Here is a 22,419-nt window from a genome sequence, read left to right as displayed (position 1 = left end):
AGCCTCTGCCTGCTTAAGGGAATAGCATGAGCGCGCGATTCCTCACCGGTGGCGAGGTCGAACTTGCCCGGACCATGTTTGGCGAGGCCGTGGATTATTCCGCCGTGCATCTTGTCCGCGGCAAGTGGTGGCCGTTCCAGCCAAAGGGCATCGTGATGGCGCCGACCGGTAACATCCACTTCCACCCGCAGGACCCAAATTGGTCGGACGACTTCAGCCGCGAGCGCAGCGGACTGCAGGGGCTATTCGTGCACGAGATGACCCACGTCTGGCAGACGCAGACGCGCGGGCGCTGGTACCTTCCGCTGATGCGCCATCCCTTTTGCCGCTACGCCTACCGGATCAAGGACGGGCAGAGGTTCGATCGCTATGGCCTGGAACAGCAGGCCGAGATCGTGCGGCATCGCTTTCTCGCCGCGCGTGGCGCGCTGGTACCGGACCAGGTGCGGCTGGCCGCGCTGGAGCTGCCGTTCAGGGCCTAGGTGAGCCCCTCCCCGCCTGGCTCGGCCAAGCGGGGAGGCACCGATCTTACGCGGCCTGCGCCACCTTGGGCTGGCACTGGCGGACGCCTTCGTCGACGTGGTCGGCGAACTGCTGGAAGTTCTCGCAGAACAGGTCGACGAGCTTGGCCGCCATCTCGTCATAGTCGGCCGGGTTGGACCAGGTCGAACGCGGGTCGAGGATGGCGGTGTCGACGCCCGGTACGGCGACCGGCACTTCGAAGCCGAAGTACGGGTCCTTGCGGAACTCGGCGTTGTTGAGGCTGCCGTCGAGCGCGGCGTTCAAGAGGGCGCGAGTGGCCTTGATCGGCATCCGCTTGCCCTCGCCATACTTGCCGCCGGTCCAGCCGGTGTTGACCAGCCAGCACGATACGCCGCCGCGGGCGATCCGCTCCTTCAGCAGGTTGCCGTACACCGACGGGTGGCGCGGCATGAACGGCGCGCCGAAGCAGGTCGAGAACGTCGCTTCCGGCTCGGTAACGCCGATCTCGGTACCAGCGACCTTGGCGGTGTACCCGGACAGGAAGTGGAACATCGCCTGGTCCGGGGTGAGCCGGGCGATCGGGGGCAGCACGCCAAACGCGTCGGCCGTCAGCATCACGATGTTCTTGGGGACAGGACCCAGGTTCCGCTCCGACGAATTCGGGATGTAATCGATCGGATAAGCGCCGCGGCTGTTCTCCGCGAGGCTGTTGTCATCGAGATCGAGTTCCCGCGTTTCGGGGTCCATGACCACGTTCTCGAGCACGGTGCCGAAGCGCTTGGTCGTGGCGTAGATCTCCGGCTCGGCTTCGGCCGACAGGCGGATCATCTTGGCGTAACATCCGCCCTCGAAGTTGAAGACTGCCGTGTCAGACCAGCCGTGCTCGTCGTCGCCGATGAGGGTGCGGTTCGGGTCGGCAGACAGCGTCGTCTTGCCGGTGCCCGACAGGCCAAAGAAGACGGCCGTGTCGCCGTGAGGGCCGATGTTGGCCGAGCAGTGCATCGGCATGATGCCCTGCTCCGGCAGGAGGAAGTTGAGCAGGCCGAACACGCTCTTCTTCATCTCACCGCCATATTCCGTGCCGCCGATCAGGATCAGCTTGCGGGTCAGATTGATGGCGATCACGGTCTCGGTGCGGCAGCCGTGGCGCTCCGGATCGGCGCGGAAGCTGGGCAGATCGATGATGGTGTAGTCGGGCGCGAAGTCCGCGAGTTCCTGCACCTCGGGACGAACCAGCATCGTGCGGATGAACAGGTTGTGCCAGGCGTACTCGTTGACGACGCGGACCTTGACCCGGTGCTCGGGCTGCGAGCCACCATGGAGATCGGCGACGAACAGGGTCGGCTTGTCGGCCAGCGCCTTGAGGAAGTCGACGTAGAGCCGGTCAAAGGCGGTCGGGTCCATCGGCTTGTTCGACTTGCCCCACCACACGGTGTTTTCGGTGGTCTCGTCGCGAACGACAAAGCGATCCTGGGCCGAGCGCCCCGTGTGGCGGCCGGTCTTGACCACCAGCGGCCCTTCCTTGGCCAGCAGTCCTTCGCCCCTGCTGACCGCCTGCTCGACCAGCGGTGCGGTGGTCAGGTTCCAAAAGATCTCGGCCTGTGTCTTGATACCCTGCTGCTCCAGGCCATGATGCGGAACCCGATTTGCCACTCGCCACTCCCTTGTAGATTTGCCCGGGGAGCCGTGAGCCCCCGCTCATACACAAACGGCGGCGAAGCCCCAGGTGGGAGGCTGCCGCCGCTACAAACGTCGTAACGGTCCTATACCGATCCGGTTGCATGGGGTCAAAAACATGCCCCCCGCTTGTCTCGCTTCGGCACCGTGCTAACGCTGCCCCGGGGCAAGGACAGACAGGATGAGCCAGGTCATCGCGTTGGTCGACGACGACCGCAACATCCTCACTTCCGTTTCGATCGCGGTGCAGGCGGAAGGCTTCGTCACCCGGGTCTACACGGACGGTCAGAGCGCATTGAAGGCCTTGTCCGACAATCCCGCGGACCTGGGTGTATTCGATATCAAGATGCCGGGCCTGGACGGGATGGAGCTGCTAAAGCGGCTGCGCGAGAGCGATGGGCCGGCGGCACTGATGCCGGTCATCTTTCTCACCTCGAAGGACGACGAGCAGGACGAGGCGCTTGGGCTCGCGATGGGCGCGGACGATTATATCGCCAAGCCGTTCAGCCAGCGCCTGCTGATCGCCCGCATCCGAGCCATCCTGCGTCGGGCGGACGCGAGCCGGACGACCCATCCTGCCACGGCCGAGCAGGATGGGCCTGACCAGCCGCTGATCGAACGCGGGCGGCTCGTCATGGACCCTGCCCGTCACAAGGTGGTGTGGGACGGCAAGGCCGTGACCCTGACCGTCACCGAGTTCCTGATCCTGGAAGCGCTGGCTCAACGGCCCGGGGTGGTGAAGAGCCGCAACCAGCTGCTGGACGTCGCCTACCAGGACGACGTCTACGTCGATGACCGCACCATCGACAGCCACATCAAGCGGGTGCGCCGTAAGTTCCGCGGCGTCGACCCCGAGTTCGACGCAATCGAGACGCTCTATGGCGTGGGGTACCGCTTTGGCGAGGAGTGATCCGCCCGCCGTCACGGGCGACGACCCGATCGAGCGCGGCTTGCGGCTCAGCTGGTCGCGCGGCTGGTCGCTTCGCCGCCGCATTCTGGCGGTGAACGTCATCACCCTGCTGCTGGTGGCGCTGGCGATCCTGTTCCTGGACAGCTTCCGCAACCAGCTGGAAGGCGAACGCGAGCGGCAGGTCCGGCGGGAGGCGCATATGGCGGCCGCGGCCCTCGCCAGCCTGCCCGAAAACGCGAGGCGGTTGTTCTTCGACCGGATCGGCGAAGCGAGCAACAGCCGCTTCCGGCTCTATGCACCCGAGGGGCAAGTGCTGGTGGACAGCTGGACGACCACTGGTCCGACCTACCGCCTCCGTGATCCAGCCGATCAGCCGTGGACCAAGGCAATCGCGCGGGCGCTTGACCGTGGGTTCGACCTGATCACGGGCGAGGAAACGGCGATCGACTACGAGGATCCGGCGGTCGATCGGCTGCAGGCCTGGCCGGAAGCCATGGAGGCGGCGCGCCATCACCGGGCCGCGACCCGCATCCGCAACGCCCCGGACCTGACCCCGGTGATCTCAGTGGCGACGCCAACGGCCAGCGGCAACGTGCTGCTGGTCACCTACAATGACCGCAACTTCACGCGGACGCTGCGGGCAGAGCGACGCAAGCTGGCCGCCGGCCTGTTGTTCGCCACGATCAGCTCCATCCTGCTGTCGCTGTTCCTGGCCCGGACGATTGCGCGGCCGCTCCATCGACTGGCACTGGCTGCCCACCGGGTGCGGCTCGGCCGCGCCCGCGAGGTGAAGGTCCCGCGCCTGCCCAGCCGGCGTGACGAACTGGGCCTGCTCGCCCGCTCGGTCAGCGACATGAGCCAGGCCTTGCGCCAGCGGATCGACAACATCGAGGCGTTCGCCGCCGACGTCACCCATGAGCTGAAGAACCCGCTCGCATCCTTGCGCAGCGCGGTCGACGGGCTGGAGCGGATCGACGATCCGGCGCTGAAGCGGCAGCTGCTCGACATCGTCCGGCAGGACGTGCTCCGGCTCGACCGGCTGATCGGTGACATCGGCGAAGCGGCGCGGACCGATGCCGAACTCGCCCGTGCGCGCTTTGAGGCGGTCGACCTTGGCGACGTGGTCGGGCAGCTCGTGTCGGCCTGGGAGGGACGGCGCCTGACCGGCAACGTGCGAATCGCCTTCGCCCGTCCGCGCCGCGGCAGCGCGCTGGTGCTGGGCGAGCCGGGGCGCCTGGCCCGAGCGATCGACAACATCATCGACAATGCGGTGAGCTTCTCGCCGGCCGGCGGGCTGGTCGAAGTGGCGGTATCCCGCCTGGGCAACCAGGTGCGCATCCGCATCGACGATGAGGGTCCCGGCGTTCCGGCCGAAGCGCGTGAAGCGATCTTTAACCGGTTCCATTCAGTACGTCCGGAGAGTGGCGGGTTTGGCCGCCACTCGGGGCTTGGCCTGGCCATCGCCAAGGCGATCGTGACCGGCCATGACGGGGAGATTGACGTGGCCAATCGCGACGACGCGCCATCGGGCGCACGCTTTACCATCCGCCTGCCGGCCGCCCCCGAGACTCCGGAGAACACACAATGAACCTGCGCCTGTCGAGCGAGACCATGCACGCCAGTACCGTGGCGATGGACGGCCGGGCCGTGCTGATCTGCGGACCTTCAGGGTCGGGCAAGTCGGACTTGGCGCTGCAGCTGATCGACCGCGGCTTCATCTTGGTCAGCGACGACCAGACCCTGGTCCGCAAATCCGGCGACAAGCTGCTCGCCGACGCGCCCGACACGATTGCGGGCAAGCTGGAGATCCGCGGTGTCGGCATCGTCGACATGGAGCGCGTCAGCGATGTCCGCGTTGCGCTGGTGGTGGAACTAACCAGCGACATCCAACGGCTGCCGGACGATTCGCGGGAGCGGGTAGTGTTGGGCATCGCCGTGCCGTTGATCAGCGTGGACGCGAAGACCGCCTCCGCCCCCTCCAAGGTGGCGCTGGCGCTCGACCGGCTTGGCCTCAAGTGAACGCCGCGGCGCGGCGCACCGGACGGAGGCTGCCGCGCCTGTTGCTGGTGACCGGCATGTCCGGCGCCGGCAAATCGAGCGTGCTCGATGCGCTAGAGGACATGGGCTGGGACACGGTCGACAACCTGCCGACCGCCCTCATCCAAGACTTCGTGCATGGCGCAGACCGATCGCGGCGTGAGGCGCACGTTGCAATCGGAATGGACTGCCGGAGCCGCGGGTTCGATCCGGAGCACCTGCCCGCAGTGTTCCGCGCAGTGGAGGGGGTCGCCCCCGAGATCCTCTACCTGGATGCCAGCGGCGCCGAGCTGATTCGCCGCTACGACGAGACCCGCCGTCGCCATCCGCTCGCCCCCGATCGGCCGGCCGAAGATGGGATCGCCCGCGAACGGAACCTGACCACAGCACTTAGGCTCGCGGCCGATTCGGTGCTTGATACGACCGATTTCATACCGGCAGACCTGCGCGACGAGTTACGGCGGCGCTACGGGGGCGAGGCGGACGAGCCGGTGGTGACGATCACCAGCTTCGGCTTCGCTCGCGGGATCAGCCGCACGGCCGACCTAGTGTTCGACCTCCGCTTCATCCCCAATCCCCACTGGGTGGATGAGCTCAGGCCGCTGACCGGGCGTGAGCAGCCGGTGCAGGATTATGTCGCGGCGCAGGACGGCTGGACTCCGTTCATGAACCAAGTGGAGGAGCTGCTGACCGACCTCATCCCGCGCTACTGGCAGGCGGGCAAGACCTACGTAGCGGTGGCATTCGGGTGCACCGGCGGGCGACACCGGTCGGTGGCTGCGGCGGTTGACATGGCCGAACGGTTGCGCCGCCGAGGCTTTTCGCCGAATATCAGGCATCGCGACCTGTCGCTGAGCCCAAGCGATTCCATCGAGGACGAGTCCGGGCTGGAGCCGGCGGCAAGCATCTGAGAACGAGACACAAAAGCACAATGATCGGACTAGTTCTGGTGACCCACGGCCGGCTCGCGGCCGAGTTCGTCACCGCCATGGAGCATGTGGTCGGCCCGCAGGAGGCGATCGAGTCGGTGTGCATCGATGCCGACGACGACATGGAGGCGCGACGGCAGGACATCGCGGATGCGATCGCTCGCGTTGACGGCGGTGATGGGGTCATCATCCTCACTGACCTGTTTGGCGGCACCCCGTCCAACCTCGCCATCAGCTTAATGAAGAGCGAGAACGTGGAGGTGATCGCGGGCGTAAACCTGCCCATGCTGATCCGGCTGGAAGGCGCCCGCAAGGCGATGGGCGTGCGCGCGGCGGTGGCGGCGGCGCGCGAGGCCGGGCGCAAGTATATTTCGGTCGCGTCCGAGATCCTGGGCGAGGCGGCCGCTTGAACGCGCTCAGCCGAACCGTGCTGGTGGAGAACAAGCGCGGCCTGCATGCCCGGGCCAGCGCCAAGTTCGTCAATCTTGCGAGCCAGTTGCCCGCCGAGATCGAGGTGGCCAAGGACGGCCAGGCCGTCTGCGGCACGTCGATCATGGGCCTGATGATGCTGGGCGCGGCCAAGGGCGACAGCATCGAGATCCGAGTCAGCGGCCAAGACGCGGACCACGCGCTGGCGCAGCTGGTCGAGCTCGTCGAGGGCAAGTTCGGCGAGGAGTAACACCCTCCCCTGCTTGGCCCAGAGCCGCTAGGAGCGGGCCATGCCGCGCCTGATCACCTCGCTCACCAACGATACCGTTAAGTTCCTGCGAGCCTTACGCGACAAGAAGGCGCGGCGGGAAACCGGCATGTTCCTGGCGGAGGGGCTGCGGATCATTGCCGAGGCGCGGGACAGCGGCGTGCTGCCGGGCGTGATTGCCTACGCCGGCGGACAACCGCTGCATCCGCTCGCCGCCGAGATCGTAGCGGCGACCGAAGCGACCGGCGGCGAGGCGATCGAGACCAGCGCCGACATTATGGCCAAGATGAGCGGCAAGGATAACCCGCAGGCGCTGATCGGGGCCTACCGCCAGCCGCGGACCCAGCTTCGAAACCTCGACCGGCTGACGGCGCCCTTGTGGTTCGTTGCCGAGCGGCTGCGCGATCCGGGGAATATCGGGACGGTGCTGCGGACCGGCGATGCGGTCGGCGCCGGCGGGCTGATCCTGGTGGATGACAGCGCCGATCCCTATTCGGTCGAGGCCGTCCGGGCATCGATGGGCGCGGTCTTCACGCAGAAGGTGGTGCAGGCGACGTGGAGCGAGTTCGTGGAATGGCTGCGGAACGGGCCGGGCCAGCTCGTCGGGACCAGTCTGCGAACGGAGACCGACTATTTGAACGCGCAGTACCGGCAGCCCTGCTTTCTGCTGATCGGCAACGAGAGCCAAGGGCTGCCGGCGGCCTATGAGGCGGAATGCGACGTGCTGGTGAAGATCCCGATGGCTGGGCGCGCTGACAGCCTGAATGCGGCGATCGCGGCAGCGGTGATGGCCTTTCAGGTTCGAGCAAGCTGGCGGAACGGATGATGACGGCTATGCAACGACTCGCCCCCCTGGCCGCCCTGCTCGGCCTCGCCGGCTGTGCCACCGTGCCGCCACCCTCCCCTGCCCCCGCCGTCTATCGCGCTGTGGGGACGGAGCCGTTCTGGAGCCTGACGCTGGACGGGCGAGAGATGGTGTTCACGGAAGCGAACGCGCCGGGACAACGGATCGTTCAGCCGCAGCCGAAGGTGATCATCGGCTTCGCGGGTGAGATCTATCAGTCGCCCCGGATCGGCGTGAACATCGTCCATGGACAATGCAGCGACGGCATGAGCGACCGGACCTACCCGGACAAGGTGCAGGTGCGGATCGATGGTCGAGCGTTCGAGGGCTGCGGCGGAGAGCCGCGCTAACTTCCCCTACTCCGCAGCCTCGGGCAGCTCAGGCAGCGGCGGCGCAAGCTTGGTCAGCGGGCGCGGGGCGGCGTCGACCGGTGCCGGAGCGGCGATCTCCTTGGCGCTGCCGGCGCCGAGCGTCTCGAACCGGCGGGCCTGGGTGAACACCTGGCTTTCGAAGCTGCCGACCATCTGGTTGTAGGCGCTGTTCACGGTGGCGAGGTTGCGGCCCATGCGTGCGACATGGTCGGCCATGGTCGCGAGGCGCGAGTGGAGTTCCTTGCCGAGCGCCGCAATTTCCTCTGCCTGGCCTTGCAACCTCTCCTGCCGCCACACGCTGGCGACGGTGCGAGCGATCGCAACCAGGTTCGTAGGAGTCGCCAGCAGCACCTTGTCCTTGAACGCTTTCTCCCACAGTTCCGGGTCCTGTTCGAGCGCGGCCGACAGGAAGTGCTCGCCCGGAATGTACATGACGACGAACTCGGCCGACTCGCCGAACTGCGCCCAGTAGTTCTTGGAGCCCAGCTGCTGGGCGTGGCGGACGATGGAAGCGAGGTGCGCGCGGAAGCAGACGGCCCGCTTGTCATCGTCGACCTCGTCGCAGGCGTCGAGATAGGCGTTCAGTGAGCATTTCGCGTCGATGATCAGCTTGCGGCCTTCGGGCAGGTTGACCACCGCGTCGGGGCGTAGCCGCCCCTCCTCGCCGCCGTCGACCGATACTTCCATGCGGAAGTCGACATTCTTGACCAGCCCCGCCTGGGTGAGGACGTTCTCCAGGCTCTTCTCGCCCCAGCGGCCGCGCTGCTTGGGGCTGGAGGTCAGCGCGGTGACCAGTCGGCGGGCCTCGTCGCGGACCTGGCCCTGGCCGGTGCGGACCAGCTCCACTGCCTCGCGCAGGCCAGCGTAGTGGTCGACCCGCTCCTTCTCGACTCGCTGGAGGCCTTCCTCGTAGCGCTTCAGCGTCTGTTCGACCGGCCCGAGCAGATTCTGCAGCTTGGCGTGGTGTTCCTTGCTTTCGGTGCCGAGCCGTTCGGACGCGCGCTTCAGGAAGGCGTCGTGGGCGGTTTCGACCGCCTTGCCGGCGAGCTCGCCGAAGCGGGCCTCGAGCTTGGTTTCGAGCTCCTTCACCTGGCTCAACTGCTCGGCGAAGGCGCGCTGGCGCTCGGCCTCGCCGCGCTCGAACGCAGCCTTGGCGGCGGCGAGCTGCTCCTTCTCGGCACGAACGGTGGCGAGTTCCTGCTCCTGGGCGGCGGCGCGCTCGGCCACCGGCGCCAAGCTAGCGACTTTCTGCCGCGCTTCGTCCCGCTCTTCGGTGACCAGGCGCAGCATCTCCTCGGTCTGCGGAAGCCGACGCGCCTGTTCGGCGGCGAGAGCAAGCTCTCGCTCCGCCGTCACCCGGCAGTCGCGCAGGTCCGCAGCTTCCTTCTGCAGGGCGGCAATCGGTTGCCGTCCAAGCAACCAGCCGAGCATTACACCGGCAACCAGCGCAACGATTGCCGCACCCAGGATCAACGCCGCTTCCATGCCTTACGCCCCATCAGAACAGAGCAAGAACTCTACGCCGCCGACGCGGCTTGCTCAAGCGGAACCTTGCGGCCAGTGTGACGCTTGCACGACAGAGGAGAACCCATGTCCATTCGCAAGATGATCGGCCTTCATCCGGCCAGCGCGACCCACCACAACCAGGCGCTGGCCGACGCGGTGCACCACCTGATGTACTGCACCAAGATGTGCGCCAGTTGCGCCGATGCGTGCCTGGCCGAGACCGGCATGGACATGACGCAGTGCATCCGGTTGTGCCTCGACTGTTCGGACATCTGCGAGGCGACCGCACGGCTGGGACTGCGGCGCACGGGTGACGACAACCTGATCCTCAAGGAGCTGCTCGAGCTGTGCGCCCGCATGTGCGAGCAGTGCGCGGCGGAGTGCGAGCGGCACGACCATGAGCATTGCAAGTTGTGTGCGCAAATCTGCCGCGAGTGTGCGGCGGACTGCCGGAATGCGGCGGCTAGCCTGGCTGCCTAGAGGGCGGCGCCGCCGCGCACGCCGCGGGCCTTGACCACTTTCTTGACGATCATGTCACGCTTCAAGCGGGACAGATAGTCGATGAACAGCACGCCATCGAGGTGGTCGACTTCGTGCTGAAGGCAGACGGACATCAGGCCGTCGAACTCGCCTTCCTGTGACTGGCCCGCTTCGTCGAGCCACTTGAGGCGGATGAGGTCGGGACGCTCGATCTCGGCATATTGCTCGGGGATGGACAGGCAGCCCTCGTTGTAGACCTTGCGCGCGTCCGAACGGATCAGGATCTCGGGATTGATGAACACGTGCGGGCGGCGAACCGGGGGTGCTTCCTCGCCCTCCGGGGCGTCGGGATCGGGATCCTGAAGGTCGATCACCACCAGCCGGCGGGGCACGGCGACCTGCACGGCTGCGAGTCCGATCCCGGGGGCCTCGTACATGGTCTCGAACATGTTCGCGATCAGCCGCTGCAGGTCCTCGTCGATGCGCTCCACGGGTGCGGAGGGGGCACGGAGGATGGGATCGGGAATTTCGATGATCGGCAGCAGGCTCATGCACGGCAGGTAGGCGCATGGCGCCCGGGCATCAAGCGACCGGGCGGCGGGCGCGGAGAGCCTGAGCGAGCGTGCCTTCGTCGAGATAGTCGAGCTCGCCGCCAACCGGCAGGCCGTGGGCGAGCTGGGTCAGGCGGACAGGATACTTCTCCAGCCGCTCGGCAAGATAATGGGCGGTGGTCTGACCCTCCAGCGTGGCGTTCATCGCCAGCACGATCTCGTCCACGCCGCCAGCCGACACCCGGCGGACCAGGGTGTCAATCGCGAGGTCCTCAGGCCGAACGCCTTCAAGGGCGGACAGGCGGCCGCCGAGGACGTGGTAGCGGCCGGGGAACAGCCGGGCGCGGTCGAGCGCCCACAGGTCGGCCACTTCCTCGACCACGCACAGGCTGGCGGTGTCGCGCCGGGGATCGCGGCAGATGCTGCATGGGTCCGCGGTGTCGACATTGCCGCAGGTGGAGCAGGTGGAGAGCTTGTCAGCCACGGTCTGAAGCGCGGCGAGCAGCGGGACGAGCGCCGATTCCCGCCGCTTCATCAGATGCAGCACGGCCCGGCGGGCCGAGCGCGGACCCAGTCCGGGAAGCCGCGCCAGCGCCCCGGCCAGTGCCTCAATCTCCTGCGATGCCATGCAAGCGATGTAGGAATTTGTGGCCCACTAGGCCATAGCGCGGCCCCATGCGGGTCATCTTCATGGGATCGCCGCCCTTTGCGGTGCCGACGCTGGAGGCGCTGGTCGCGGCCGGGCACGAGATTGCGGCGGTCTACTGCCAGCCGCCGCGGCCGGCGCAGCGCGGCAAGAAGCTGCAGCGGACGGCGGTGCACGTGCGGGCGGAGGAGCTTGCGTTGGAGGTGCGCACCCCAGCCCGGCTGCGCGGCGAGGAGGAGCAGCGGGCGTTCGCCGAGCTTGGCGCCGATGCCGCGGTAGTCGCGGCTTATGGGCTGATCCTGCCGCAGCCCGTGCTGGACGCGCCGAGGCGGGGGTGCGTCAATGTCCACGCGTCGCTGCTGCCGCGCTGGCGAGGCGCCGCGCCCGTCCACCGCGCGATCATGGCGGGAGATGAGGTGACCGGCGTCACGATCATGCAGATGGAGGCCGGGCTTGATACCGGGCCGATGCTGGCGATGGCCGAGCTGCCGATCGGGCGGCGCAATGCGGGCGAGCTGACGGAGGATCTGGCGCGGCTCGGGGCGAGCCTGCTGGTCGACGTGCTGGCAGACCCGGCGAACTTCCCCGCCGAGCCGCAGCCGGCGGGTGGCGTCACCTATGCTGCCAAGATCGACAAGGCGGAAGCGCGGATCGACTGGATGCAGTCTGCGGTGCAGGTCGAGCGGCAGGTACGGGCGTTCGCGCCGGCACCCGGAGCGTGGTTCGAGGTTGGGGGCGAGCGGGTGAAGCTGCTGGCGGCGGAGGTAGTTGAGAGCTCGGGCGAGGCTGGCGAGGTGCTGGACGAGGCGCTGACGATTGCTTGCGGAGCTGGTGCGGTGCGGGCGGGCGTGGTTCAGCGCGCGGGTCGCGGACCGATGACGCCAAGCGAACTGCTCCGCGGGTTCCCGGTTCCGGCCGGCACAATGCTCGCGTGACGCGCTGGAAGCTGATCCTCGAATGGGACGGCGCGCCGTTCATGGGTTGGCAGCGGCAGGACCATGGGCCGTCGGTGCAGGCGGCGGTGGAGCGCGCGGCCAGGGCGATGACCGGCGAGGAGGTTAGGGCGCAGGCGGCCGGGCGGACGGACGCCGGGGTGCATGCGGTGGGGATGGCCGCGCATATCGAGCTGGCGAAGGAATTGACTGCGCATCGGCTGCGCGAGGGATTGAACGCACTGCTGCGGCCCGACCCGGTGGCCGTGCTGTCGGCGGAGCCTGTGGCGGACGACTGGCACGCGCGGTTCTCCTGTGTCGGCCGGCGCTACCTTTATCGGATCAGCAATCGACGGGCCCCGCTGACGCTGGACCGGGGCAAGGCGTGGCGGATCGGGCTGCCGCTGGACGTGGCGGCGATGCGGGAGGCGGCGGCACTGCTGGTCGGGCGGCATGATTTCACCACCTTCCGCTCCGTCCATTGCCAATCAGATAGCCCAGTAAAGACGCTCGACCGGCTCGAGGTCCAACAGGTCGGCGACGAGGTCCACGTCCATGCGGCGGCGCGCAGCTTCCTGCATCACCAGGTGCGGTCGATGGTCGGGTGCCTGGCGCTGGTCGGCCAGGGGCAATGGACTCCGGACGACATGCGGGGGGCGCTGGAGGCACGGGACCGGGCGGCGCTCGGACTGAATGCGCCGGCCGAGGGCTTGTACTTCGTCGAGGCGCTGTACCCGGCCTAGACCAGCACCTCGCCGGCCGCCGCCATGCTGAGGAACGCCTGCGGACTGGCGGTGAGGCCGTAAGCGCCGACGCTGAAAATGGCCACGAGGTCGCCGACTTCCGCGCGGGGGAGCATGACCTCGTCGGCGAGCAGGTCGAGCGGGGTGCAGAGGCAGCCGACGACCGTGACTTCCTCTTCCGGCTCGGAGCCAAACTTGCCCGGCACCGCGACGGGGTAGTTGCGGCGGAGAAGCTGGCCGAAATTGCCGCTGGCGGCGAGCATGTGCTGGAGGCCGCCGTCGGTGACGAGATAGGTCTTGCCGCGGCTGACCTTCCGGTCGACCACGCTGGTGAGATAGACACCCGCCTCCCCCACCAGCCAGCGGCCGAGTTCAAGGATGAACTTGGTGTCCCGCAAGAGGGCGTGGCGGTTGGCCAAGGTCTCCTTCAGGGCCTCACCGACGGCCCGGACATCGAGCGGCTGATCCCCTGGAAAATACGGGATGCCGAAGCCGCCGCCGAGGTTGACCTCGGGCGGGCTCGCGCCGGCGGCTCCGGCTATCTCGGCGGCGAGCGCGACGGTGGCGCGCTGGCTCTCGATGATCGCGTCGGACGAGAGCGATTGCGACCCGGCGTAAACGTGCAGGCCACGCCAGTCGGCCCCGGAATCGATGATGCGGCGGACGAGGGTGGGGACGCGGTCATGATCAACGCCAAAAGGGCTGGCGAGGCCACCCATCTTCATACCGGAGCCCTTCAGGCCGAACGGCGGGTTGATGCGCACTGCGACTTTGGGCCGGCGGCTGTCACGGGCAGCGAGTCTGTGCAGACGCTGCCACTCCGCTTCGCTTTCGAGATTGATGGTTACGGCGGCAGCCAACCCTGCGGCAAGATCATCGTCGGTCTTGCCGGGACCGGCGAAGCTGGTCGGGAGGCCATCCCCGCCAATCGCCTGCAGCATGTCCAGCTCGCCGGCGGAGGCGAGGTCAAAGCCGTCCACCAGACCGGCCATGTAGGCCAGCAGCGGGCCGAACGGGTTGGCCTTGACGGCGTAGTGGAGGGCAACACCGGGAAAGGCTGCGCGGAAGCGGCGGACGCGTTCGGCGACGACGCTGCGGTCGTAGACGAACAGCGGGGTGCCGCCGGCTTCCTTCACCAGGCCCGCGGCGGTGCGATCGCCGAGCAGCAGATGGCCGCTGTCGGCGCGGAAGTCGGGTGGAAACGGGCCGGCTGCCTTCATGACGTCAGCTCGCGTTGCAGCGCCGCCCGGTCGATCTTGCCGTTGGGGGAGAGCGGCAGGGCGTCGCGCCAGTCGATGCGCGATGGGCGGAGGTGGGCCGGCAGCTCGGCCGCGAAGTACCGGCGGAGACGGTCATCGGAGTCCTCGCCGTTTGCGACCGCCACGAGCACGATGGCCTGGCCGAGCCGCTCGTCGGGGACGCCGAACGCGGCGCAGTCGGCGACGGCGCCGCTGGCCAGCGCCGCTTCCTCGATCTCGGTCGGACTGACCCGGTTGCCGCTGACCTTGATCATGGCGTCGTCGCGGCCACGGATGCGGAGCAGGCCGTCGGCGCCGATCACGGCGCGGTCGCCGGACCAGACTTCGCCGTCCCGGAAGCGCTGGGCGGTGCGCTCGGGATCGTTCCAGTAACCGTGGGCGACGAGCGGGCCAGCGTGAACCAGCTCGCCTTCCTCGCCGGGGTCGGCGGAGCTGCCGTCAGGGCGGACCACCCGTAGCTCGGCGAATGGGATGGCGGTGCCGACCGCGTCCGGATGCGCGTCGACCAGGACTGGGTCGAGGCTGGCGGAGCGGAAGGCTTCGGTCAGGCCGTACATGAGGTGCAGCTTCGCGTGCGGGAACAGCGACCGCAAGCGCCGGACCAGCGGCTCGGGCAGGTGGCCACCGGAGTTGGTGAGGGTGCGCAGACTGTCCCCTGCCCCGCTCCATTCCTGCTCCGCCAGCTGCAGCCACAGCGGCGGAACGCCGGCGAGCACGGTGGCCCGGTGGCGCTCGACGGCGCGGAGGACCTCGCGTGGCAGGAGGTAGTCGAACGCCACTGCGCAGCCGCCCGCGTGCCAAGTCGAGAACAGCTGATTTTGGCCGTAGTCGAAGGCAAGCGGGAGGACGCACAAGGTGCGGTCGTCGGATGCAAGCCGGAGGTAATGCGCGACGCTGACTGCACCGAGCCATAAATTGGCGTGGCTGAGCATCACGCCCTTGGGCCGGCCAGTGGAGCCGCTAGTGTAGAGCAAGGCGGCGAGATCGTGCGGATCGCGGGAGGAAGGCGTTAGTGCGTCGACGCCGTCCTGCCAGTCTTCAAGCGCGATCAGCCGAGTGTCGTTCAGGCTGAGGGTGTCCAGCCGCGCCCGGTTGGCAACCAGCAACGCGGCGCCACTATCGGCCAGGATATGCTCGGCCTGTGCGCGGCGCAGGACGGGGTTGATCGGCACGTGGATCAGGCCGGCGCGGGCAGCGGCTAGCGGAAGGACGCAAGCCAGCCGCGTCTTGCCCATCCAGCTGGCGACCCGGTCACCGGGCTTTAGGCCAGCTTTCAATAGGCGAGCCCCGGTGCGGCCCACGGCTTGATCGAGCTCGGCGTAGCTCAGCGTTGCGCCATCGGCCACGAGCGCGGGCGCGCCGGCCTCGCCCCGTATCGTGAGGTGGTCGAGTGGGCTAAGGCTGGCGTCGGGCGGCCGCATCGTGCCGTCTTTGTATGCGCTCGTTCGCGAGTGCAACATGGCGGAGGTGATGCGCGTGCTGCTGGTGCTTCTTGCCGTCCAGGCCGCCACGGCCACGCCGCCGCAGACCATCGACCTGCTGGCCCGGCCTGCGCCGTCCTGCGCGGCGGCCCGGACCGACGACGTGGTGGTGTGCGGGCGTCGGGACCCCGACCGCTATCGCATTCCGCCCGAGTATCGCACGACCGAGCAGAAGGAAGGGCTGGGTAGGGCCGAGGCGCGGATAGGCAATGCCGCGGTTGGCGCGGCGACCGAGCAGGCCGATGTCGGGGGCTTCACCAGCAATCGGATCATGATCCGGCTTAAGATCCCGTTCTGACCCCACGAACTTGCGCGTGCGGCGGCCCTCGCCTAGGGGCGCGCCATGACGGCGCAGCCTGTTCCCGTGTCCCGGCCGAGTGCCGACGAGAGCCTTCGCGGCCTGCTGGGTGAGGTGCTGGGCATCGAGCCGGCGCGGGTGGCCGAGTTCGGTGCCGATACCGAGTTGTTCGGTGCGCTTCCCGAGTTCGACTCAATGGCAGTGGCGAACCTGCTGACCGGCATCGAAGAGCGGTTCGCCGTCACTATCGAGGATGACGAGGTCGAGGCCGAAGATTTTCTCACCTATGGCGCCCTGCTCGCTTTCGTGGAGCGTGTCGCCGGCTGACGGCTACTCGGCGGCCAGCGCCTGATACTCCTGCGCGGCTAAATACTTCTCGGCGTCGAGGGCGGCCATGCAGCCGGTGCCGGCGGCCGTGACGGCCTGGCGGTACACCTTGTCCATCACGTCGCCGCACGCGAACACGCCGGGCACGTTGGTGCGGGTCGAGCCGACCTCGACGTCGATATAGCCTTCATCGTCGAGCCGGAGCTTGCCCTGGAACAGCTCGGTTGCGGGCTTGTGGCCGATCGCCACGAACGCGCCATCGACGGCGATGTCCTGGGTGGCTCCGGTCACCCGGTCCTTGAGCCGCAGTCCGGTCAGCGTCTCGGGGTCGCCGCCGGAGAGGAACTCCTCGACCTCGTGGTTCCAGATGACGGTGATATGCGGATTGGCGAACAGCCGCTCCTGCAGGATGCGCTCGGCCCGCAGCGAGTCGCGGCGGTGGATTAGGGTGACGTCCTGCGAATGATTGGTGAGGTAGAGCGCCTCCTCCACCGCGGTGTTGCCGCCGCCGATCACCGCCACCTTCTTGCCTCGGTAGAAGAAGCCATCGCAGGTCGCGCAGGCGCTGGCGCCCTTGCCCTTCATATGCTCCTCGGTCGGCAGGCCCAGCCACTTGGCTTGGGCGCCGGTGGCGATGACGAGCGTGTCGGCTAGGTAGGTGGTGCCGCTGTCGCCGTGCAGGCGAAAAGGCGAGCGAGACAGGTCGACGCTTTCGATATGGTCCCACACCATGCGGGTGCCGACATGCTCGGCCTGAGCCTGCATCTCCTCCATGAGCCAAGGGCCCTGGATGACGTCGCGGAAGCCGGGATAGTTCTCGACGTCGGTGGTGGTGGTCAGCTGGCCGCCGGGCTGGATGCCCTGAATCACGATCGGCTGGAGCCCGGCGCGGGCGGCGTAGATGGCCGCGGTCAGGCCGGCGGGGCCGGACCCGAGTACAATCATGCGGCTGGAAACAATGTCGCTCATGAGGACCATGTGGCGACTGGCGGGCAGGCTGGCAATGGCAGCTCGCCTGCCCGCAAATTGGCGCTCAGTTGCGGCTTTTGCGCACCGCTAGACGGAGCGGCGGCCGCGGACGAAGTGCAGCACCAGCAAGACCAGGCCGATCACCAAAGCGATGTGGATGATCGCTCCGGTCACCTTGAACACGAGCAGGCCGAGGAGCCACAGGACGACCAGGACGATGCCGATTGTTGCGAGCATTTGATTCTCCTTTTGCAAGGACAACCGCCGCGCGCTCGGGCCGTTCCGCCTAGACCAGCCTGGACTGCTGCACAGCCGCCTCGATGAAGGACGCGAACAGCGGGTGCGGCTCGAACGGGCGGCTCTTGAGTTCGGGGTGGAACTGGACGCCGATGAACCACGGGTGGTCGGGCCGTTCAACGATCTCGGGAAGGCGCCCGTCGGGTGACATGCCGCTGAACACCAGGCCGCCCTTTTCGAGCGGCGCCATGTAGTGCGAGTTAACCTCGTAGCGGTGGCGGTGGCGCTCGCTGATCGTGGTCGAGCCGTAGATCTGCGCAACGCGACTGTTGCCGCCGAGGGTGGCCTCGTAGGCACCCAGCCGCATGGTGCCGCCGAGGTCGCCCCCGGCCGCGCGGGCCTGGATGCCTTCGGGGCTCATCCATTCCGTGATAAGGCCGACCACCGGCTCGGGCGTGTCGCCGAACTCGGTGGTGGACGCATCGGCGATGCCGGCGGTGTTCCGGGCGCCTTCGATGCAGGCCATCTGCATGCCGAGGCAAATGCCGAAGAACGGCACTTTGCGCTCACGCGCGAACTTGACCGAGGCAATCTTGCCCTCGGACCCACGCTCGCCGAAGCCGCCAGGCACGAGGATGGCGTGCATCGGTTCAAGTTCGGTGGCGAGGTTGGCGTCCGCCTGCTCGAACAGTTCGGCGTCGACCCACTTGATGTTGACCTTGACCCGGTTGGCAATGCCGCCATGGACCAGCGCTTCGCGCAGCGACTTGTAGGCATCTGGCAGGCCGACATATTTGCCGACCACGCCAATCGTGACCTCCCCTTCCGGGTGGTCGAGCCGGTCCATGATCTCGTCCCAGCGGGCGAGGTCCGGGCGCGGCGCGTCGGTGATTCCGAACGCGGCGAGCACTTCGTCGTCGAGGCCCTCGCGATGGTATTGCAGCGGGACGTCGTAAATGGAGCGGGCGTCGAGCGCCTCGATCACCGCCGACTTTGGCACGTTGCAGAATTGCGCAATTTTGGCCTTGTCGCTGTCGGGTATCGGCATCTCGGCGCGGCACAGCAGGACGTCGGGCTGGACGCCAAGGCTGCTGATCTCGCGGACGCTATGCTGGGTCGGCTTGGTCTTGAGCTCGCCCGCCGCCTTGATCCACGGAACGAGGGTGGTGTGCACGCTGACCGTGTTGCCGCGGCCCAGATCATTGCGGAGCTGGCGAAGCGCCTCGATGAACGGCAGGCTTTCAATGTCGCCGACGGTACCGCCGATTTCGCAGATCACGAAGTCGAGGCCATCCGTGTCCGTCAGCGCGAATTCCTTGATCGCATTGGTGACGTGCGGGACGACCTGGACCGTGGCGCCGAGATAGTCGCCGCGCCGTTCCTTGGCGATGATGTCGCGATAGATGCGGCCCGTGGTGACATTGTCCGACTGCTTTGCCGAGACGCCGGAGAACCGTTCGTAATGGCCGAGGTCGAGGTCCGTCTCCGCGCCGTCGTCGGTGACGTAGACTTCACCATGCTGGTACGGCGACATCGTCCCCGGATCGACGTTCAGATAGGGGTCGAACTTGCGGATGCGGCACTTGTAGCCGCGCGCCTGCAGCAGGGCTGCGAGCGATGCCGAGAGAAGACCTTTGCCGAGGCTGGAGACCACGCCGCCGGTAACGAAAATGAACCGCGCCATGGGAGTCGAGCCTTAGGGATGGGGGACGCAGGGACGCAAGCGGTGAATCACCGCTCGCAACGATTTTGTGCCGGTGTGGCCCTTACTGGGCGAGCGGAACGGCGCCGTTGTCGGCCGGCTGCTGCGAGCCGGGCGCGGCGTTGTTCGGCGGTGCGGTGTTCGGGCCGGCCGGCGGACCCGACAGCGGGTTGCCACCCGGCTCGAGCGGGCTGAGCGGCGCGGCGGGCGCTACCTGGTTCGCTACCGAGGCGTCGATCGACTGCGTGTCGCCGCGCGCGCCGGCGACCGCCGCAAGCGCAATGCACAGCACCACGAAGACAGTGCCGAGGACGGCCGTCGCGCGGGTCAGGAAGTCGGCCGCACCGCGCGCCGTCATTAGGCCCGCCTGGCTACCCCCAACGCCCAGTCCGCCGCCCTCGGAGCGCTGCATCAGGATCACCGTGCACAGGGCCAGGGCGACCAGCGCTTCAAAGATAAGCAGGAAGGTGAACATCGAGGGCTTTCGTACTTGGAAGGTTTGTGGCGGCGCACTTAGCGGCCGAGCGTCGCTTATTCAACTGAAGCGGCCGCCTCCACGATCGGCAGGAAGTCCATGGCCTTGAGGCTGGCGCCCCCGACGAGGGCACCGTCCACGTCAGGCACGGCGAAGATCTCGGCGGCATTCGAGCCCTTGACCGAGCCGCCGTAGAGGATGCGCACGCCGTTCCCTTCACCGCCCAGCGACTCGACGAGCGTCCGCCGCAAGGCGCCGTGCATCTCGGCGATGTCGGCGGTCGAGGGCACCTTGCCAGTGCCGATCGCCCAGATGGGCTCATAGGCGACTGCGAAGGTGGCGGTGGTCACGTGAACCTGCGGCAGGCTGGCCCGCAGCTGCCCGGTGACGACGTCCACCGCACGACCGGACTCGCGCTCGGCGTCGCTCTCACCCACGCACAGGATGACCTTCAAGCCCGATCGGAGCCCCGCTTCGGCCTTGGCGCGGACCGCGGCGTCGTCCTCGCGGTGGGCGTCGCGGCGCTCGCTGTGACCAACAATGGTGAGGGTCGCGCCCGCATCATGCAGCATCGCCGCGCAGACGTCCCCCGTGTGCGCCCCCCGGTCAGCCATGTGGATGTCCTGCGCGCCGATCGCGAAGCCCGGGACGGCCTCGGCCGCTCGATGGATCAGGGTCGCGGGCAAGCACAGCGCCACGTCGACGCGCTCGCCCAGCTGCGCCGCCGCCTCGGCGACCGCGCGCACCTCCGTCAGGTCGGCGGACGTGCCGTGCATCTTCCAGTTGCCGGCGACCAGCTTGCGACGCGTCATTCACTTTCCTCTCGTTAACTGGTCCGAGCGCCTAGCAAGCCCGCCATATTGAAGGGAAGCCACCCCGTCTCTAAAGAGCCGCCACCTCCTTCCCGTGTCGCGAGCCCCCGTTTCATGCTTTCTTCCTTCCGCCGGCTGTCCAAATCCAAGCTCGGCGCCGCGATCGGCATCATCTTCCTCGTCACAATCCTGGCGAGCTTCGCGGTGGCTGATGTGACCCAGTTCCGGCAGGGCGGTGGGCTGAGCCAGGGCGTGCTGGCCAAGGTCGGTTCCGAGCAGGTGACCGATGCCGAGTTGTCGGCGGTGCTGCAGCGGCAGCTGACGGCACTGCGCCAACAGAAGCCGGACGCGACCTACGCTGACCTGACCCCGCAGTTCGAGAGCATCGTCAACGGGCTGATCCAGGCCAAGACGCTTAAGGCCTACGCGGCCGAGCACAACCTGCTGCCGGCCAAGAAGCTGGTCGATGCGGAAATCGTCAAGATACCGGCGACGCGCGGTCTGGACGGCAAGTTCAGCGAAGCCGCCTACCAGCAGTTCTTGCAGCAGAACCGGCTGACCGATGCGCAGCTGCGAGACGAGGTGACGGTGCTGCTGCTGCAGCGCATGCTGCTGGCGCCGGTTGCGGCCATCTCACGCATGCCGGTCGGGGTCGCGCGGCCCTACGCATCCATGCTGCTCGAAGAACGGCAGGGCGAAGTGGCGCTGGTGCCGACCGCGGCCTTCCGCACCGGCGCGGCGCCGACCGACGCCGAGGTGCAGCAATATTATGCGCAGAACCGCAATCGCTACATCGTGCCGGAACAGCGGGTGCTGCGAATCGCGCGCATCACAGCGGACGCGGTGGCGAACGTCGTCCCGACGGACGCGGAGATCGCCGCTTATTACAATGCCAATCGCGCGACCTATGCCGGCGGCGAGACCCGCGTGCTGAGCCGCGCGTCGGTCAGCGACCAGAACCAGGCCGGGCAGATCGCGGCGCGGGCCAAGGCCGGCGGCACGTTCGCGGCGGCGGCACAGCCAGCCGGCTTCTCGCCAACGGACATCAACCTGGGACCACAGAGCCGCGAGCAGCTGACCGGGCTAACGGGCGCGGAGGTGGCGGCGCAGGTGTTCACCGCGCCTGCCGGCGCGGTGGTCGGCCCGGTGCGGTCGAGCACCGGTTGGGACGTGATCAAGGTCGAACGGATCGAGCGCACGCCGGGCAAGACGCTGGACCAGGCCAGAGCGGAGATTGCGGCCAAGCTGGTCGCCGACAAGCGCAAGAACGCGCTGACGGACCTCGTCACACGCGTCGAGGACCAGATCAGCGATGGCCGGACCCTGGCCGAGGTGGCGCAGGCCAATAAGCTGCCCGTCACGCAGACGCCCCCGCTGATCGCCAATGGCCAGTCGGTGCAGCAGCCCGGCTTTCAGCTGCCAGCCGAGTATCGCGAGCGGTTGCTTAAGGATGCCTTCTCAATGGGCGCGGGCGACGACCCGATCGTCGAGGCGCTGGGCGGCGACGGCGGCTATGCGGTGCTGGCGATTGGCGACGTGACGCCCGCCACCCCTGCCCCGCTGGCCCAGATTCGCGATCGCGTAGCCGCAGATTTCGTCGACAAGCGGGCGGCCACCGCGGCGCAGGCAGCGGCGACCGCCATTCAGGCCAAGGTCGCGCGGGGCGTTCCAGTCGCGCAGGCGCTGCAGGAGCAGAAGGTCGCGGGCGCTTCGGCTCCGACGCCGGTCAAGGCGCGCCGGATCCAGCTGCAGCAGTTCCAGGGCCAGGTCCCGCCGCCACTGCAGATGCTGTTCAGCTTGGCGGCTGGCAAGTCTCGGCTGGTAGCGGCGCCAGGTGGCCAGGGCTTCTACGTGGTCAAGCTCGACCGCATCACGCCGGGTGATGCGCTGACCCAGCCGACGCTGGTGGCGCAGACCCAAACCGACCTCAACGGCTCCGCCGGGGAGGAACTCGCGGTGCAGTTCCTCGGCGCTGCGCAGAAGGAGCTTGGAGTCACCCGCAACGAGACCGCCATCGCATCGGCCAGGCAGCGGATGCTGGCTGGCAGCTGAG

General features: G+C 67.9%; 26 protein-coding genes. 15 read left to right on the top strand and 11 right to left on the bottom strand.

The window, feature by feature from the left end; translation table 11 throughout:
• Positions 1-26: 26 nt before the first annotated feature.
• Positions 27-482 carry a vgr related protein gene (locus tag OMW55_RS13430; RefSeq protein ID WP_264883860.1) on the top strand — a complete coding sequence of 152 codons (456 nt, stop codon included), beginning with the start codon at positions 27-29 and terminating at the stop codon, positions 480-482.
• Between the two features lie 46 nt (positions 483-528).
• Here the strand turns inward: OMW55_RS13430 and OMW55_RS13425 are convergent, their stop codons facing one another.
• On the bottom strand, positions 529-2,136 hold the full coding sequence (locus OMW55_RS13425) for a phosphoenolpyruvate carboxykinase (protein ID WP_264883858.1): 1,608 nt from the start codon (positions 2,134-2,136) through the stop codon (positions 529-531).
• A gap of 205 nt (positions 2,137-2,341) precedes the next feature.
• Between OMW55_RS13425 and OMW55_RS13420 the strand changes: the two genes are divergently transcribed.
• Genes OMW55_RS13420 through OMW55_RS13385 form a run of 8 tightly spaced genes read left to right on the top strand, consistent with a single transcriptional unit; the run spans position 2,342 to position 7,927 of the window.
• Positions 2,342-3,070: a response regulator transcription factor gene (locus OMW55_RS13420; RefSeq protein ID WP_264883856.1), complete on the top strand. Its 729-nt coding sequence runs from the start codon at positions 2,342-2,344 to the stop codon at positions 3,068-3,070.
• Positions 3,039-4,658: a sensor histidine kinase gene (locus tag OMW55_RS13415; RefSeq protein WP_264883854.1), complete on the top strand. Its 1,620-nt coding sequence runs from the start codon at positions 3,039-3,041 to the stop codon at positions 4,656-4,658. Before OMW55_RS13420 ends, OMW55_RS13415 begins: the two co-directional genes overlap by 32 nt.
• Complete coding sequence (locus OMW55_RS13410; RefSeq protein ID WP_264883853.1) at positions 4,655-5,089, top strand: HPr kinase/phosphorylase; 435 nt, start codon at positions 4,655-4,657, stop codon at positions 5,087-5,089. Before OMW55_RS13415 ends, OMW55_RS13410 begins: the two co-directional genes overlap by 4 nt.
• Entirely contained in the window at positions 5,086-6,018 is a 933-nt protein-coding gene (gene rapZ / locus OMW55_RS13405; RefSeq protein WP_264883851.1) for an RNase adapter RapZ, read from the top strand. The genes OMW55_RS13410 and rapZ overlap by 4 nt, the downstream gene beginning before the upstream one ends.
• A 20-nt stretch (positions 6,019-6,038) precedes the next feature.
• Complete coding sequence (locus OMW55_RS13400; RefSeq protein WP_264883849.1) at positions 6,039-6,446, top strand: PTS sugar transporter subunit IIA; 408 nt, start codon at positions 6,039-6,041, stop codon at positions 6,444-6,446.
• A complete protein-coding gene (locus OMW55_RS13395) occupies positions 6,443-6,715 on the top strand; it encodes an HPr family phosphocarrier protein (RefSeq protein ID WP_264883848.1) in 273 nt (90 codons plus the stop codon). The genes OMW55_RS13400 and OMW55_RS13395 overlap by 4 nt, the downstream gene beginning before the upstream one ends.
• 40 nt (positions 6,716-6,755) lie before the next feature.
• Positions 6,756-7,559 (top strand): TrmH family RNA methyltransferase, encoded by an 804-nt coding sequence (locus OMW55_RS13390; protein WP_264883847.1) that lies wholly within the window; start codon positions 6,756-6,758, stop codon positions 7,557-7,559.
• An 8-nt stretch (positions 7,560-7,567) separates the two neighbouring features.
• A complete protein-coding gene (locus OMW55_RS13385; RefSeq protein ID WP_264883845.1) occupies positions 7,568-7,927 on the top strand; it encodes a COG3650 family protein in 360 nt (119 codons plus the stop codon).
• A 6-nt stretch (positions 7,928-7,933) separates the two neighbouring features.
• Here OMW55_RS13385 and rmuC read toward each other — a convergent pair whose 3' ends face one another.
• The gene (rmuC, locus tag OMW55_RS13380) at positions 7,934-9,433 is read right to left on the bottom strand and encodes a DNA recombination protein RmuC (RefSeq protein ID WP_264883844.1); all 1,500 of its coding nucleotides are present in this window, start codon (positions 9,431-9,433) and stop codon (positions 7,934-7,936) included.
• A gap of 105 nt (positions 9,434-9,538) precedes the next feature.
• On the opposite strand from rmuC, the gene OMW55_RS13375 reads away from it, so the two are divergent.
• On the top strand, positions 9,539-9,934 hold the full coding sequence (locus tag OMW55_RS13375; protein ID WP_264883843.1) for a four-helix bundle copper-binding protein: 396 nt from the start codon (positions 9,539-9,541) through the stop codon (positions 9,932-9,934).
• On the opposite strand, the gene def is transcribed toward OMW55_RS13375, so the two are convergent.
• On the bottom strand, positions 9,931-10,485 hold the full coding sequence (def, locus tag OMW55_RS13370) for a peptide deformylase (protein ID WP_264883840.1): 555 nt from the start codon (positions 10,483-10,485) through the stop codon (positions 9,931-9,933). The two genes, OMW55_RS13375 and def, sit on opposite strands and share 4 nt — an antisense overlap.
• Positions 10,486-10,516: 31 nt before the next feature.
• Positions 10,517-11,113: a recombination mediator RecR gene (gene recR / locus OMW55_RS13365; RefSeq protein WP_264883839.1), complete on the bottom strand. Its 597-nt coding sequence runs from the start codon at positions 11,111-11,113 to the stop codon at positions 10,517-10,519.
• 47 nt (positions 11,114-11,160) lie between these two features.
• On the opposite strand from recR, the gene fmt reads away from it, so the two are divergent.
• Entirely contained in the window at positions 11,161-12,066 is a 906-nt protein-coding gene (gene fmt, locus OMW55_RS13360) for a methionyl-tRNA formyltransferase (RefSeq protein WP_264883837.1), read from the top strand.
• Positions 12,063-12,806, top strand: a complete 744-nt coding sequence (truA, locus tag OMW55_RS13355; RefSeq protein WP_264883835.1) for a tRNA pseudouridine(38-40) synthase TruA — start codon at positions 12,063-12,065, stop codon at positions 12,804-12,806. The genes fmt and truA overlap by 4 nt, the downstream gene beginning before the upstream one ends.
• Here truA and OMW55_RS13350 read toward each other — a convergent pair.
• Positions 12,803-14,026, bottom strand: a complete 1,224-nt coding sequence (locus OMW55_RS13350; protein WP_264883833.1) for a pyridoxal-dependent decarboxylase, exosortase A system-associated — start codon at positions 14,024-14,026, stop codon at positions 12,803-12,805. The two genes, truA and OMW55_RS13350, sit on opposite strands and share 4 nt — an antisense overlap.
• Complete coding sequence (locus OMW55_RS13345; protein WP_264883831.1) at positions 14,023-15,486, bottom strand: AMP-binding protein; 1,464 nt, start codon at positions 15,484-15,486, stop codon at positions 14,023-14,025. Before OMW55_RS13345 ends, OMW55_RS13350 begins: the two co-directional genes overlap by 4 nt.
• Before the next feature lies 1 nt (position 15,487).
• On the opposite strand from OMW55_RS13345, the gene OMW55_RS13340 reads away from it, so the two are divergent.
• Both OMW55_RS13340 and OMW55_RS13335 read left to right on the top strand, forming a co-directional pair.
• Complete coding sequence (locus OMW55_RS13340) at positions 15,488-15,844, top strand: hypothetical protein (protein ID WP_264883829.1); 357 nt, start codon at positions 15,488-15,490, stop codon at positions 15,842-15,844.
• 45 nt (positions 15,845-15,889) lie between these two features.
• Positions 15,890-16,171, top strand: coding sequence for an acyl carrier protein (locus OMW55_RS13335; protein WP_264883827.1), 282 nt, complete (start codon positions 15,890-15,892; stop codon positions 16,169-16,171).
• A 3-nt stretch (positions 16,172-16,174) separates the two neighbouring features.
• On the opposite strand, the gene trxB is transcribed toward OMW55_RS13335, so the two are convergent.
• From trxB to tpiA, 5 genes are all read right to left on the bottom strand, one after another.
• Entirely contained in the window at positions 16,175-17,140 is a 966-nt protein-coding gene (trxB, locus tag OMW55_RS13330; RefSeq protein WP_264883825.1) for a thioredoxin-disulfide reductase, read from the bottom strand.
• 87 nt (positions 17,141-17,227) lie between these two features.
• Positions 17,228-17,377: a lmo0937 family membrane protein gene (locus OMW55_RS13325; RefSeq protein WP_264883824.1), complete on the bottom strand. Its 150-nt coding sequence runs from the start codon at positions 17,375-17,377 to the stop codon at positions 17,228-17,230.
• Between the two features lie 49 nt (positions 17,378-17,426).
• Positions 17,427-19,061, bottom strand: coding sequence for a CTP synthase (locus OMW55_RS13320; protein ID WP_264883822.1), 1,635 nt, complete (start codon positions 19,059-19,061; stop codon positions 17,427-17,429).
• 82 nt (positions 19,062-19,143) lie between these two features.
• Entirely contained in the window at positions 19,144-19,554 is a 411-nt protein-coding gene (secG, locus tag OMW55_RS13315) for a preprotein translocase subunit SecG (RefSeq protein ID WP_264883820.1), read from the bottom strand.
• A 56-nt stretch (positions 19,555-19,610) separates the two neighbouring features.
• Entirely contained in the window at positions 19,611-20,366 is a 756-nt protein-coding gene (tpiA, locus tag OMW55_RS13310; RefSeq protein WP_264883819.1) for a triose-phosphate isomerase, read from the bottom strand.
• 114 nt (positions 20,367-20,480) lie between these two features.
• Between tpiA and OMW55_RS13305 the strand changes: the two genes are divergently transcribed.
• Entirely contained in the window at positions 20,481-22,418 is a 1,938-nt protein-coding gene (locus OMW55_RS13305) for a peptidyl-prolyl cis-trans isomerase (protein WP_264883818.1), read from the top strand.
• The last annotated feature ends 1 nt before the right edge of the window (position 22,419 follow it).

The sequence above is a fragment of the Sphingomonas arvum genome (assembly GCF_026013565.1).
Taxonomy (GTDB): domain Bacteria; phylum Pseudomonadota; class Alphaproteobacteria; order Sphingomonadales; family Sphingomonadaceae; genus Sphingomicrobium; species Sphingomicrobium arvum.
The sequence above is the reverse complement of the archived record's forward strand: the minus strand, read 5'-3'. Positions and strand labels throughout refer to the sequence as shown.

What these genes read in the sequence shown, in the direction of transcription:
- OMW55_RS13430 (WP_264883860.1), top strand. Translation starts at nt 27, where the DNA reads ATGAGCGCGCGATTCCTCACCGGTGGCGAGGTCGAACTTGCCCGGACC.
- OMW55_RS13420 (WP_264883856.1), top strand. Translation starts at nt 2,342, where the DNA reads ATGAGCCAGGTCATCGCGTTGGTCGACGACGACCGCAACATCCTCACT.
- OMW55_RS13415 (WP_264883854.1), top strand. Translation starts at nt 3,039, where the DNA reads ATGGCGTGGGGTACCGCTTTGGCGAGGAGTGATCCGCCCGCCGTCACG.
- OMW55_RS13410 (WP_264883853.1), top strand. Translation starts at nt 4,655, where the DNA reads ATGAACCTGCGCCTGTCGAGCGAGACCATGCACGCCAGTACCGTGGCG.
- OMW55_RS13400 (WP_264883849.1), top strand. Translation starts at nt 6,039, where the DNA reads ATGATCGGACTAGTTCTGGTGACCCACGGCCGGCTCGCGGCCGAGTTC.
- OMW55_RS13390 (WP_264883847.1), top strand. Translation starts at nt 6,756, where the DNA reads ATGCCGCGCCTGATCACCTCGCTCACCAACGATACCGTTAAGTTCCTG.
- OMW55_RS13385 (WP_264883845.1), top strand. Translation starts at nt 7,568, where the DNA reads ATGCAACGACTCGCCCCCCTGGCCGCCCTGCTCGGCCTCGCCGGCTGT.
- rmuC (WP_264883844.1), bottom strand. Translation starts at nt 9,433, where the DNA reads ATGGAAGCGGCGTTGATCCTGGGTGCGGCAATCGTTGCGCTGGTTGCC.
- OMW55_RS13375 (WP_264883843.1), top strand. Translation starts at nt 9,539, where the DNA reads ATGTCCATTCGCAAGATGATCGGCCTTCATCCGGCCAGCGCGACCCAC.
- def (WP_264883840.1), bottom strand. Translation starts at nt 10,485, where the DNA reads ATGAGCCTGCTGCCGATCATCGAAATTCCCGATCCCATCCTCCGTGCC.
- recR (WP_264883839.1), bottom strand. Translation starts at nt 11,113, where the DNA reads ATGGCATCGCAGGAGATTGAGGCACTGGCCGGGGCGCTGGCGCGGCTT.
- fmt (WP_264883837.1), top strand. Translation starts at nt 11,161, where the DNA reads ATGCGGGTCATCTTCATGGGATCGCCGCCCTTTGCGGTGCCGACGCTG.
- OMW55_RS13350 (WP_264883833.1), bottom strand. Translation starts at nt 14,026, where the DNA reads ATGAAGGCAGCCGGCCCGTTTCCACCCGACTTCCGCGCCGACAGCGGC.
- OMW55_RS13345 (WP_264883831.1), bottom strand. Translation starts at nt 15,486, where the DNA reads ATGCGGCCGCCCGACGCCAGCCTTAGCCCACTCGACCACCTCACGATA.
- OMW55_RS13335 (WP_264883827.1), top strand. Translation starts at nt 15,890, where the DNA reads ATGACGGCGCAGCCTGTTCCCGTGTCCCGGCCGAGTGCCGACGAGAGC.
- trxB (WP_264883825.1), bottom strand. Translation starts at nt 17,140, where the DNA reads ATGAGCGACATTGTTTCCAGCCGCATGATTGTACTCGGGTCCGGCCCC.
- OMW55_RS13325 (WP_264883824.1), bottom strand. Translation starts at nt 17,377, where the DNA reads ATGCTCGCAACAATCGGCATCGTCCTGGTCGTCCTGTGGCTCCTCGGC.
- OMW55_RS13320 (WP_264883822.1), bottom strand. Translation starts at nt 19,061, where the DNA reads ATGGCGCGGTTCATTTTCGTTACCGGCGGCGTGGTCTCCAGCCTCGGC.
- secG (WP_264883820.1), bottom strand. Translation starts at nt 19,554, where the DNA reads ATGTTCACCTTCCTGCTTATCTTTGAAGCGCTGGTCGCCCTGGCCCTG.
- tpiA (WP_264883819.1), bottom strand. Translation starts at nt 20,366, where the DNA reads ATGACGCGTCGCAAGCTGGTCGCCGGCAACTGGAAGATGCACGGCACG.
- OMW55_RS13305 (WP_264883818.1), top strand. Translation starts at nt 20,481, where the DNA reads ATGCTTTCTTCCTTCCGCCGGCTGTCCAAATCCAAGCTCGGCGCCGCG.